The organism is Flavobacteriaceae bacterium, assembly GCA_014075215.1.
Classification (GTDB): domain Bacteria; phylum Bacteroidota; class Bacteroidia; order Flavobacteriales; family Flavobacteriaceae; genus Polaribacter.
The window spans coordinates 2,245,571-2,259,396 of the sequence record CP046177.1; the positions used below are offsets into that span (position 1 = coordinate 2,245,571).

A 13,826-nucleotide genomic window follows, 5' to 3' on the forward strand; every position below is an offset into this window, starting at 1 on the left:
GAATGAATGGTCTTTTAAAAACTTAGAGGCTGCTTTTTTGTTAAGGTAGTGTAAGTTTCAAGGCATAAAGAATCAAAATAAGATCAGAATGGAAGCAGTTACAAAAATTCTTAATTTTATAATTAAGGGCACCTCTAAAAACTGGTTTAGTCAATGAAAATGAGCGAAAAATTCAAGAACAAGGCGGAAAGTAAAATATTCCGCAGACGTAGCCATAGTTACGTTGAGGATAGATTTTATTTGACAACGATGTTATTGGATTTTGCAGCCATTTGTAATAAAAAGTAGTTTTTAGAGGTGTCCTTAACAAAAAATCAATTAATTACTAGAATTTAAACGAGTGAAAGAAGGCGACAAAATACAACAAGAACAGCAGCACGAAGAAAGTACTCAAGAATCATCAAGAGCAGGTCTGTCGCGATCCGCTTCGTTACCCACACTGCCTCCCACAGAGACAGGCAACGGAAACAGCAGTCCCGGTCAAAACCCTGCCTTACCCAACATAAATAAAACAACAGAAAGTGCGCAAGGCATATTGAAATTATTGGGTTCAGAAACTCATTTGACTGCCGGCGATCAAATGGATGTAGACTTTGAAAGTGAAATACTGGAAAAAGCAAATAAGGCAAAAGCTCAAAAGAAAGAAAAAGAAACACTGCTGACCTCATTGAGTCAAATAAGATCTAACATTGGCAAAGAACTTTCGGATTATCAGGAAAGTGCGGGCTATACTACATCAAATCAGGCACGTGCAGAAAGAACCCATCTTTGGTTATTTTTACAACGTGCCGACCATACCATAAGAGAAGTGAAAAGCAGCAAAATTACTGAAAAGGGCGTAGAAAAGTTAAGAAAGATCTACCGGCAATTGCAACAGGTAAGGATAGATTTCTTTAATGACCCATTATACAGTTATGACGCCACTCAATTATACAGTGCTGCTTCCGGATCGGTAAAAGCTGATAAAGCTGCCCACAAAATTGTAAGAGGTGATGACATTGACTACAGGGTAGTCCGATTGATCGCTTTATTCAAAGAAGATCTGGGAAAAAACAACCGGTTTGCTGCCATGATGAACTGGCTGTCGGTAAGCGAGAAAGACAAAACAGAGATAGAGTTCCGCTATCAACTCATCAGAGGAAAAACGATTGAAGAAGATCTAAAAAATACTTTTGGCGAAAATTCCCTCAGATACGAACTACTGCAACAGATCTACAAAAACGGACGCATGTCCAAACCGGCTGAATTGGCACTGGAATTGGGATTGCTATATGAAGGAAACTTCTTTGGTCCCGAGATCACGCAAAAAATGGACAAAAATCGTGTCCGAAAACTGGTACTGGAATCCCCTGAGGATTTTACTTTTTTAACTCATAACAATGCACCCCAAAATACCTTGGAAAAAGCTGCTTACGATTACCTGAAGAATAGCATTCCGGGGCTCTTTAGCGAACTTCGAAATCTGGTAGAATCGCGAATGTCCGGTCAAAAAGGGGAGTCAACATATACGTTTTCGAGCCGGGGCGAAAGGATCAAAACCGGCAACGTACATGCCGACTACCTGATCTCCCTGATAAGAGATCCGGAAAACCCCTATACCGTAAAAGCATATAGAGGAGTAGTTTATTTGGAAGATCACTACCGGGAATTTGACAAACACGAGGTAACCTCCCGCATATTTGCCTGGGCAGAAAAAGATCAAGAAAACGAATCATTGACTGTTCCCTTAGAAGAACTTAAAAAATTTGTAAAAAGTGGCAGCAATTTCATACAAAAAGAATACGGTATAGTGTTGGAAGCTGGAAAAGACATCCCATCTGATGTTGGGGGATTAGCACCCTACACCCGGGTTTGGCAAAACTTTTCGGAAGCGTCACAAGTAAGACTTTTTGCAAACAGGCGAGCTCCTTCACCCGGATTCTTTGCCGGATTTTCAAAAGAGCGTTTGGAATTTATTGTGCAATGGGTACATCTGATCTATGAACAAAGAATTGCAGCAGAAAAAGAAAAAAGTACGGCAGAAAAGCAAGGAGAATGGGAAATGGCAGAAAAAGAGGCGTTAGAATCCTCAAAAGAAAATGCCGGAAAAGATAAAATAGAAGAGATTGATCAAAAACTAAAAGATCTGGACGACCAAATCCGGATACAACAGGAAAAGAAGGATTTTGATAAGGCTACGGAAGCATTTCCCTTAAAAAAACTGGATATGCTGTTAAAAAAACACCAAACCAAAGCCTGGGTATCGAAAAAAACCGAATTAACCAATTTTAAATACAAAGTATTAAACTTACTGTCCAGTACCAAAAAATGGGATGCACAGCTCGCCCTGATCAAATATTACCTACCTGATCAATGGGAAAAATATGAAACCGCAGCGATGATGTATGAGTATGATGAAAATGACAAACCGGTGTTAAAAACGGATATCAAAAACATCTTTGAAGAAAAACATCATGGGAAACAAGTCAAAATGGACGAATTTAAAAAAGATCTGGAAGCTGTTTTTAATAAACTGGCTGATCAATTGCATGAAACAAACCTGAGTTCACAACAGATAGAACAGATCAAAGGCATGGTATACCATAGAGGAGCTTTTGAAAATAAAGCTGCTAAAGAAGTGGATCAAGCCTTACATTATCCCGAAAGTGAAAAAACCGAAAAAGATTACAGCACAACGAATTACCAAAAACTAAAAAAACAAGCAAGAAAAAATCGTTTGAAAGATACCACCGGATTGGGAGAAGCCATGGAATTGTTCTTAAAAGCCAAACCGGAATCATACGAGCAATATCTTATGCTGAACGATCCTGAAATAAGCAAGTATTTAATGAGGAAAGCCGGAGGAATACATTCTAAAGACAGAGCGGAAAGAGTTGCTATGTTGATCGAACGATTAAAAGATCATGCCATTGTGCTTACTTACGATCTGAAAGAAGTGTTCTCCGATCTTGAAACAGGCGAAGATGTGATTATAACCGCCAGGGATGTCAAAAAAATAGGAGACCTTAAAAAGAACAAGGAAAAGGACCTGAAGGCCATACAATCGCTAGAAGGAACATCCGATGAATGGAAGCGGACAGAAAGTTTTGCCAAAGACATCAAAGAAGGCACCAAAGAGGTAAAAGAAATCACCGAGTATCTCGAAAAGAAGATCAAAAAAGAAGTGGAAGAACTGCCGGATTTAAGTGGAGAGTACGATCCTGAAAAGAAAAATAGAGAATTGCTGGATGATACGAAAGGAAAAGAAGAACTGACAGAAGATGAAAAAAATAAAATATGGGATAATGTATCCAAACTATTAATAATCTCACAAAGATCAGAAAAAATCCTGGTTTTGGATCGTAAGCTGAAGAAATGGAAAAAATCAATACAAAAAATCGAATTGAAAAAATGGAATGATGAGATGGCTCCATTATTAGCAGATGCATCAGAAATAAAGGAAAAGTTACAGCTTGAAAAAGAAAAGCTAAAACAGGCAAAAGAAAACAAAAATTCTGCAGAATATGTGGCAAACATCATCGGAAACATTGAACAGGTCATAGGAGTCATTGAAAATCTGGAAAAGGATGAAGAGATCAAATCGCTGAACGATAAGATGGGACAATGGAGAGAGAAATTAAAAAACATTGAACTTCAGAAATGGACCGATGAAAAAGGCGCACTGGAAGCAATACAGACCATAGATCAAGAAGTAAAAGAAACAAAAGAAAAAGTAAAAAAACATGAAGAAGACAAAGTAAAATACGAAAAAGAATTTCTACCCGACAAAAAGGAAAAACTCAACCCGCTATCCTCCGAAACCTATCAGGAACAAAGAACAGAATATTGGGCCATTATACTGGCCATGCAATACGACCGTGAAAAGATAAACCATGATCGCAATCGATTTTTGGAATATGCATTTAAAGCACAACAAGAAAAAGTATCAGGAACGGCTCTGGCAAAAATCATACAGGAATTGAATACAGAAGCCTACAAGGCAATGACTACATCAAAATTCAATGCTACCGAAGGGGAGAAAAAAGCGGTTGAAACGCTAAAATCATTTTTTGAAAACAGTCAGGCGATACAAGTGACAGACCTATTGGAAGCCTCTAAAGGAAAAAAATATGTTGAAAAATTGACTAGCGATACAGATGCACTCAAATTTGCCCATGACAGTCTCACCGACGATGAACTACTTACTACTTGGGTAGGTAAGAGCATGCAGGAGCTTAAAAAACTGGCCGACGAACGTTTTGACCATCAATTGCAACAAGGCCCCAATGGCCAGGAAAGTGATGCCCGAAACATCATTAACTTTCCCATAGAACTCAACAGCGAAATAGAGATACTCCTTCATGCAGTAGCTAAATCAGAAAAAAAAGTCTTTGAATCCAAACGCAAAATATTTGAAAAGCTAGGCAAGATCTTCATCGACAACAAAACCGAAGAAATGCGGAAATTAAGGCTTTCGCAACTGGAAAAAATACATATAGGAATACGTATCATGGCCGAAAATCAGGTAAAAGGTTATAAGCAAACACAAACCGGTGCCCAATGGCATTTTATGAATGCAGCAGGATTTGCGGCCTCAGGGGCTGAAAGCGAAATGTTACATGCTTTTCGAACCATTATAGAAGAAAAACAGGACGACCGGACTTACGAAGAAAAACTGGATAAAATTGCAAAACTGGTTACAAAAGCTGACCTGGCTATAGGGCATTGGCGTGATACACAAGACAGGCTTAACAAGCAGGTGATTAAAATAGTAACTTCTATTTTAACTTTTGCGGGAAGCACAGCAGGACTGGCTCTTGGACAGTTTCATGCCCCTTTGCTCACTAAAATAATTTGGAGTGTATTGCAAAAACTCATACTCATTTCCGTAGAAGAAGGTATGAAATCGTGTTTGGCTCGTGAAGGGGAACAGGACGCGCAAGATGTTTCCATAGATACTCTGGTGAAATTAACAAGCACTGCTCTGGATACTGTTATTAAACATGGTTTTAAAGAGTTATTGGCCACACAATTGGATCACATCATAGCCCGGAACCCTGCTAATGCGGGTCAAACCAAATTCATTAAAACCGGCTTAAAAATTGCACTTTCCATTCCCCAAAAAGAGATCAGCACTTTAAGTGAAGAATCCATCAAACTCATCCCGGATTTATTTCTCAAAAAAGACCCTGATGTATGGAATAAATTAAAAGACCACTCCACTGACTTGTTGAAGCGTCAAGCCAAAAACATCGCCCAAATTACTGTTCTGGGAACCGGCAAACTGTCTTATGGTATGGGCATTGGCGACAACAAATTCAACATGAAAACCTTTAGAGGAACCATTGCACCGGAAGAAATAAAATTCCTTGTCAGAGATGCCTTTTTTAAAAATATCCTGATCAAAAAAATTGCCGGTGAAGCCGGTGGAGCTGCCAAAACCGGTGTTGCGAATGTAACAGAATCCAAGCCGGCCAAAGAAGACAAAGCCAGGAAGGATTTTAAACTTGCAGAACCCGATTTTGATCTTCAGGAAAAGAAACTTGAAGAATTATGGCAAGACTTCAATCCGGATAAACTGGATGAGGTGACCGGAACCATCATGCGAGAGGTTCTTACCACTCTGGGGCTATCTATAGACAAGGAAGCAAAAAAAACCAAAGATGTAGTTGAGCAGCTCCAAAAAGAAATCACTCCTCAAAATCGCGAAAAACTAAAAACATGGCTAGAGGATACATTTGAAAGGATGTTTAATATCTTAGAAGAAGAATTTCCAAGCTATAAAAACAGACTGAGAAAGATCAAGACCGAAGCCTTAAAAAAATTAAAGGACTTAGCAGTGAAAAAGAAAGTAAAAGAAGCTACGGCAGATCATCCTCCGAAACAGAAAGAAAAGCAAGATGCAAGAGAAGCTCCCGAAGTTTCCGGTAAGCATGAAGAAACTTCAGCACAGGCAAATCAATCTCCAAAAAGATCGCAACGAGTCTCAAGAGAAGCTCCCGGGGTTACAGCGCAAACTTCCGCAGAAAGTAAATCACCTGAAAGCACTCCTGCAGGAGCTCAAGCAAATACTGCGGGTCTGCCCGAAGACATTCAAACCGGCATAGAAAATGCTACGGGATATGCTATGGACAGTACAACGGTACACTACAATTCAAACGAACCGGCAAAATACAACGCTCATGCAATTACCAAAGGAACAGATATTCATGTAGCACCGGGTCAGGAAGAACACCTGGAACATGAAGCTGTTCATGCATACCAGTATATAAGTGGAGAACTGGACAAATCTGAAAAGAAAGCCGAAGAAAAAGAAAAGAAAACCGGCAAAAAAAGCAAAAAGAAACGAGTACCGGTATTGGCAAAAAGCAAAGCAGGTAAAGAGGGAATAAAGATTAACAATGATCCTGATCTCGAAAAAGAAGCAGATGTTATGGCAACGAAGGTAAAGGCCCAACATACCTTACATCAGCCACCAAAACGTACACTAAAACGAAAAATGCTTCCTGAATCCAACGTAGTACAGCGTGTGGTAACACAGATTGGAATGAAAGAAGACGCTACTATCAATGCTGTGGATATTATAGGGCGACCTGCCAGTGTTTATTCAGGTACCATGGGCGATCACAGTACTGCCTTTGCCGTACAAAAGACAGCAGTGATAAAACAGTTACAGGGTAAAACCATAAATGAAGCCGTGACAAACATGGACAAACTGGCAGCAAAATTAAATGATTTACCCGGCCATAAATCAGAGGTGATAAGTCGATTGCCGGAATCACAAAAAGAAAAATTGAAAAATGCAGAAAAAGAACTGAACACTATAAAAGAAGTATTGAAAACAGCTATGGGTGATGGAAGTTCCGTTGACCGCCGGATTGATTTACTACAACGATATGTAGATGCTTATTTGGAAGTACGTGAACTCATCCCTTTCTCTACCCTCAACGTAGCAGCCAAGTCAAAAGGTTTGGCAGGAAAAGGGAAAGGAGAATCCAAGCCCTTGAATTCATTACTAAATAGTGGTAGCAGTATGTCAAATGAAGACAAACTAGAAGCCATCATGCAACTCTTCGACAGATCATCAGTCGCTATGGTTGCTGCAGAGCAGAACCCTGATTTAATGGAGCAAATGGCACCCGGCATAGATACAGGAAAGAGTATCATGGACAACCTTAAAATGCTTTTAAAACAACATTTCACAGCAATCAAACAAGCCTTTCCGGAACATGCAGGAGTTATAGATTCTATTACGGATGAGAATACATTTATTAAAAAATATTTTGATAAAATATTGGAAGAATTGCTTGTAAAACAATATAACGAATTCTTAAATGATTGGCGTTTAGAAGAAGGTCATATTCAACAAGCCAATAGTATAAGTCTGAAGAAACGCGAACTTATTACAAGAGTGGAAACTCATAAGAATACGATAGAGGAGTTGGAGGATAAACGAGACGAAATAAAAAAACAACTAGGTGTACTGGGACTAACACCAAGCTTGAAAGATTGGCCCAAAAAAATACAAGAATCTATCGGAGGTACACGCAAGCGCAAGGCTCCCGTAGCCTTTGACGGGGGAGACGATCCGGATAAAAAGAAAACAAAAGCTGAACCCAAGGTGAAAGCTGTTTTAAGTGAAGAAAAAACTGCTGGAGAAAATAAAAAAACGATTGGCATACAGGTGCTATTAGACGATCATGGAGTTATTACTTAAGTGCAGGCGAAGGGTCGTACGCCTTCTCCTTTTGCCTCTTCCGAAGGTATGGGAGCGCATACCACGGCTTGGATTGTCCATCTTGATGCGATTGAAACATCCCTCAAAGGGAAAACTGTAAAAGAGGGATTAAAAAAACTGGACGAAAAGAAACGGCATGCTGTAAAAGAAGCCAATAAGCGTAAAGCAGAATTTCCTGATATAGATGGATACAGCAGTCATGGTCTGGAGACTAGCGAGAAAAGACTGGATCAAATTGAAAAGGACAAGGAAAGTAGCAGAATACACGATATTATATGGCTACAAAACTATATAGCCGAGTTACTTACCTATACCAATTACATGCCTGGTGCTACCCTGCTAGCTGCAGATATAGGAGGCAAAGGTGAAGGCAAACACAGATCAACTCTTCTGGAATGGGAGAAAAAGTTATCGCAAGGCGATACTGCCTCTGAAGAGGAGAATAAAAAAATTAAATTAGCAGTATCTGGTCTGTTGGATTTAGGAAGTGCTGAAGGGAAACAAAAAGGAATACTAAAGAGATACCATAAAGAAGCGATAGCACAGGCGTATCCAAATGTTGCGAAATTACTGAATAAAATTGGATAGTTCTGAATGCGCAAATCCAGAGACATATAAATTTTTACGAATAGAGACACTATCCAAGTGAGATATTATCAACTCAACATTCGTCATGCACTATACTTTTCATAAGCCGCCGCTAGTTTAACGTCGTATTGATTCTCTGCGTACCCCGGACCGTTATAACCGTAGGCAAAAGCTGCCCAATCCTTGTTTTGCAGATGTCGTACCAAATTATTGGTTTCAATAAATCCGGCAAAGGCTTTTAAATGCTCGTCTTCACTAATGTACTGTGTCATGACATAATAGGTTACGGTATCAAAATGACAGGCTTTATAATTAAACCCCATAATTTGAAACATTCCCCATGAAGCAGATGCCAATGCAGCGGTTTCCTGTATGTTCATGGCCTTGTTCAACCGCATGTATTGATCTTCTCCGTAATAATCTCTTACCCAACTAGGATACAATACATTTTCGTTACCGACAACATAATCTTCAGGATTCATTCCTGCTTTTTCCAACTCACGCCAAAAAATATGTCCTTCAAATAAAATCTTAGGCCTACCGTCAGGTAAAAATCCTTCCCCATTAGATTCTACTTCACAGACGGCTTTCATGGCAGCCACTTCTATCTGCAATTGCAGTGCAACCTCCTCAATAGCTGTTTCTGTAAGTTTCCGGCAGGAAATAAGATCATTTCCGGAGGAAACTTCCGTTAATGCGTCCCATGTAGCAGGTCCCACTATTCCATCTATTGCCAATCCATTTTCTTGTTGAAATTTTTTTACGGCATTTTCTGTACCGTCACCAAAAATTCCGTCAACAGTCAAATTATATCCTGACTGATTCAATAATTGCTGAAGTTTTCGTACGTCTTCTCCTGTAGAGCCTTTTCTTAAAGTAGTCATTTAAATGGGGGTTTGGTATTTATTTTATTAAGCTAAATTAAATAATTTTTGGAAGAATACAATCCCAAAAACAATTAAATTTTAAACTCCCGCCTTTTTTAGGGATAAACTTTGTTCCTGTTGCACAAGTCTAATGTATTAAATAATTATGTATCTTAACATATGCAAGGCAAGAAAATCTATCAGGAAAAGTTATTCAACCATTTTCAGTTAAGTGATCGTATTCCCAAAAACAACTTTTACCGTGGTTTGTCAGAAGTCTTAAACTTAGATTATTTGTATAAATTTACTAAAGAATACTATGGAAGTAGTGAACAAAAAAGTATTGATTCCTGTGGTATTTTTTAAACTCTGTTTATTGAAAAGGGCAGCTATGAAAGATTAAAAGATAAATTCTCTGAAAAAATAAGCGATATTGAGATAGAAATTGACAATTGCTCTGATATATAGAAAGATGTCAAAAAATTTATTGAATTTGGTCTGGAGTTGCTTCTTAACCTTGATATTTACTACAAAAAATCAAATTCAGAAATTAAAAGGTAAATAATTGGTTCGATATTTTCCGAAAAATTAGTTTTTGAAAATAAAAAGTATCGAACCATAAAATTAAATGATGCGGTTGAACTTATTTTTAATTATAACAAGGAGTTACAAACTTTTGTAAATAAAATAAGACAGGCTAATAATAACCTGTCTTATTCAGTATCGGGAGTTGGACTCGAACCATCAACCTTCGGGTTATGATCCTCAATATTTGAATCTTAATATATATTATTTTACTTGATTATCAATATTTTAAAATTTTATCTTATTCAAATTAATACATATTAAACTGTATTAAAACAGTATTTGTTGTACCTATGTTGTACCTAAATTTCGTATCTTTACATCAGTAAAAATAAGCAACGGTATGAGTACAATTACGGCTGTATTAAGAAAAAAACCTAATAAGCAAGGTTTATACCCTATCTGTGTTCGGATTATCAAAAATAGGAAATCTACTTTTATTTATACCAAACAATACATTGAATTAAAGTATTGGGATAAACAAAACCGTCGTGTAAAAAAGTCTCATCCTAATTCTACTCGGTTGAATAATTTGATTTCAAAGAAAATATCTGAAGCTAATGAGGTTGTACTAGAAGATGAAATACAACATAGTAATTTATCTTCCAAGCAAATTCATACGAAAGTAAAACGAAAAGGAAAAAGTGTCTCTTTCTTTCAATTGGCTTCTGAAAGAATTAAAAATAAGTATTTAAAAGGAGCCTTTTCTGTGGCTAAAGAGAGCTATCTATTCTTTATAATATTCAAGAGTATGTAAACCGCAAACCTTCTGAATCTATCTTACAAGCAAGAGAAAATATTAAATTAAGAAGAAAAGAAAGAATTTCTCAGGGAAGGAAGTATCAGCATCATACAATGGAGGTCATCAAAAAATTCTCAAAAGATAAATCTTTGTATTTTGAAGATATTACTACTTCATTTTTAGAAGGGTTTAAAACTTTTTGTGTCTCACACTTAGGACAGAATAAAACCAGAACTGTTACCAATCAGCTAATTTTGATAAAAACATTATATAATCAAGCTATTAAAGAAGGTGTTGCCCTTGAAAAGCATTATCCTTTTGCAGGAGAAAAAGAAAAGATTAGTATTCAGGCAGGAAATAAAATTGGATTAACTATTACTGAAATAAAACGTATTGAGAATCTAGAATTAGAAGCAAAGACATCTATTTGGCAGACAAAAAATGTGTATTTATTCTCTTACTATTTTGCTGGTGTTCGTATCTCTGACGTTTTGGAACTCAAATGGAATAATTTTATTAATGGCAGGTTGTATTATGAAATGAACAAAAATGAAAAGGCTGTTAGTCTTAAAGTTCCTGAAAAAGCACAAGCTATCTTAGGTTTGTATTTGAATGATAAACAATCTGAAAATGATTATGTTTTCCCTTTTTTGAAAAAGGCAGATCAAAATAACAAGGAAGATATTTTTAAAAAAACTCGAAATGCTACTAGTCTTTTTAACAAGCATTTAAAGAGAATTGCCAAGTTATGTGATATCAAAATTAGTCTTAGCAATCATATTAGCAGGCATTCTTTTGGCAATATTGCTAAAAATAATATAAGTCCTGAAATACTTCAAAAGTTGTATCGTCATTCTAACTTGAAAACGACTATAAACTACCAAGCAAATTTTATTCATAAAGAAGCAGATGAGGCTTTGGATGCGGTGATTAATTTTAGCAAGTAATTCCTCTTTTATTTTTCACTATCTTTACAAATATTTATCAAATGTTTTTTGAAATGTTGAAAGAAATCTAAAAGTTGCTGATTTATGAGCACCCCGATAAAAACTATTTTTTGTATTGTATGCCTATTTGTTTGTCTCTGTACTTTTGGACAAAGTTTACCTGACCTTACACCTTCTCTTCCAACGACAAGCCACCTGTTTACTGCCCCCAAAATAGGCTACCCTCAAACATATATATCGCAATCAAATAAAAAACATTTGCGACAACTCTCGGATCAATCTCAAAAGTTGTGTGTGAATTTAAAATAGTATTGTGATCTTTGTAAAAAAAGGAGGTTGGATACTTATATAGATTTACTAAAATTAATTTTACCAGAGTTGTTAGTTGAACATTTTGATTTGTCAAAACATAGTGTTGAAAATGAAGTGATGCATTTGTATTTTGAAGAACGTAACATAGTTCCCAAAGAAGAATCAGAACGTATCTTGATAGCTCACGGATTTCATAAAGAGCTTACCATTCAAGACTTTCCATTACGAGGCAACACAGTATATCTTCACATTAAACGTCGTAGATGGTTAGATAGGAAGACCAAACAAATTGTACAAAGAGATTGGAATTTAGTAGCACAGGGGACTCGAATGACAGAGCAGTTCGCTGCTTTTTTAAAAGAAATTAGTAGATAGAGAAACCAGTGATTGTAGAACTATAGGTAGATTTTACGGAGTTGATGGTAAAAAACTTGGACGTCAATATCGTGATTATTTAAGTGAGTTTAAACAATGGAAACAAAAAAAACATGCTAAAGAGTGGCATGTTTTTCCTGAAAATATAGGTGCTTATTTATCTATTGATGAAACAGCATTGTCTAAAGGAGAACTCTACACCATTATTACCAATAAAAAAGCCAAAGGTAAAAAAGGAGCTATTGTAGGGGTTTTTGCAGGCACTAAGATAGAACCCATTATAGAACAGTTACTTAAAATATCCTCTAAAAAAAGAAACAAAGTCAAAGAAATTACACTAGATATGGCGAACTCTATGAAAAATATAGCCAAAACATGTTTCCCTAAGGCCATACAAGTAACTGATAGATTCCATGTGCAAAAACTAGCTCTAGAAGCGCTACAAGATATTAGAATAAAACATCGATGGAATGCAATAGACCTAGAAAATGACCTAATCAAGTTAGCAAAAACAAAAGGTAAAGAGTATCAACCTGAGATATTTGACAATGGGGACACTAGAAAACAACTCTTAGCTAGAAGTAGATATTTACTCTATAAATCTCCTGAAAAATGGACACAAAATCAATATCTAAGAAGCAAAATACTTTTTGAAAAATATCCTGATATTCAAAAGGCTTTTAACTTAAATCAGAGCCTTAGAAATATATTCAATACAGCTAAATCAATACAAATTGCATATACAAAACTAGCACATTGGTATAATGATGTAGAAAAATCTGGTTTTAAAGCTTTTAATACAATAGCAAATACAATTTCTATAAATTATCGGTCAATACTCAATTATTTTATCAATCGGAGTACAAATGCTTCTGCTGAATCTTTTAATGCTAAGATTAAAGCCTTTAGAGCGCAGTTTAGAGGTGTTAAAAATGTAGAATTCTTCCTGTTCAGATTAACACAAATTTTTGCCTAAAACACAACAATTAGTCTTGATCCGAGATTCCGGTAATTTAAGGAGCGGTATAAAAAAAGGCTATACGGTATCACATGTTCATATTAAAGCACAAGAAAACGGAGTAAGTGTAGATCCTTTAAACCATTTTAATACTCAAATATATCCTAATACAGGTCAAATAGTAACCCCATGTAATAACTAAAAATTTAAAAATCATGAAAAAAATATTAATAACAACATTATTTTTTATAATTATATTCTCATGTAAAATACAATTAAATAATTTAAATGATACCGAATTATTTGATGGAATTAAATTCAACAATGTATCGCTTAGATCAATTATGGATTCTAAAGGAGATGTAACTCAAATGAGGGCTTTATTTGGAAATGATATTCAACAGGAAGATAATAATTCTGGTCCATTTATTGGAAAAGATATTTTTAATAGTAAATTTTATTTTCATTATGAAGATGAAACTGATACAGGCCAAGATTTTGATTTGACTTATATAAAGGTCAAAAATTCCTCAGTTATTGTAAATATAAGAGGCTTGTCTATCAAAATAGGAGATGACAGGAGTAAATTTGGCAGTTTACTATTCAATACTCGTTTTAATGGCTATGTTTTTACAGATCAAGATACCGGAAGTGTTTCACTGTCTTTTCAAATTGATAATGATACTAATAAAGTTACTGAAATAAAATTTACTGCTTATTAGAAATGTAAAACGGG

Annotated in this window: 7 protein-coding genes and 2 pseudogenes; 8 read left to right on the top strand and 1 reads right to left on the bottom strand. The window is 36.0% G+C overall.

Annotated features, from left to right (window positions below; all coding sequences use genetic code 11):
- The first annotated feature begins 340 nt into the window (after positions 1–340).
- Complete coding sequence (locus GKR88_10970) at positions 341–7,696, top strand: DUF4157 domain-containing protein (protein ID QMU64758.1); 7,356 nt, start codon at positions 341–343, stop codon at positions 7,694–7,696.
- Positions 7,697–8,305: a hypothetical protein gene (locus GKR88_10975; protein ID QMU64759.1), complete on the top strand. Its 609-nt coding sequence runs from the start codon at positions 7,697–7,699 to the stop codon at positions 8,303–8,305.
- A gap of 83 nt (positions 8,306–8,388) precedes the next feature.
- Here GKR88_10975 and GKR88_10980 read toward each other — a convergent pair whose 3' ends face one another.
- Entirely contained in the window at positions 8,389–9,189 is an 801-nt protein-coding gene (locus GKR88_10980) for a DUF3380 domain-containing protein (protein QMU64760.1), read from the bottom strand.
- 162 nt (positions 9,190–9,351) lie between these two features.
- On the opposite strand from GKR88_10980, the pseudogene GKR88_10985 reads away from it, so the two are divergent.
- The 6 genes and pseudogenes from GKR88_10985 (at position 9,352) to GKR88_11010 (ending at position 13,812) form a co-directional block, all read left to right on the top strand.
- Positions 9,352–9,550, top strand: a pseudogene (locus tag GKR88_10985) (IS1182 family transposase).
- A gap of 549 nt (positions 9,551–10,099) precedes the next feature.
- Positions 10,100–11,445: pseudogene (locus tag GKR88_10990) on the top strand (tyrosine-type recombinase/integrase).
- A 336-nt stretch (positions 11,446–11,781) separates the two neighbouring features.
- Entirely contained in the window at positions 11,782–12,132 is a 351-nt protein-coding gene (locus tag GKR88_10995) for a transposase (GenBank protein QMU64761.1), read from the top strand.
- Between the two features lie 22 nt (positions 12,133–12,154).
- Positions 12,155–13,108, top strand: coding sequence for a DDE transposase (locus tag GKR88_11000; GenBank protein QMU64762.1), 954 nt, complete (start codon positions 12,155–12,157; stop codon positions 13,106–13,108).
- A complete protein-coding gene (locus GKR88_11005) occupies positions 13,101–13,292 on the top strand; it encodes a hypothetical protein (GenBank protein QMU64763.1) in 192 nt (63 codons plus the stop codon). The genes GKR88_11000 and GKR88_11005 overlap by 8 nt, the downstream gene beginning before the upstream one ends.
- 13 nt (positions 13,293–13,305) lie before the next feature.
- Positions 13,306–13,812, top strand: a complete 507-nt coding sequence (locus GKR88_11010; protein QMU64764.1) for a hypothetical protein — start codon at positions 13,306–13,308, stop codon at positions 13,810–13,812.
- The last annotated feature ends 14 nt before the right edge of the window (positions 13,813–13,826 follow it).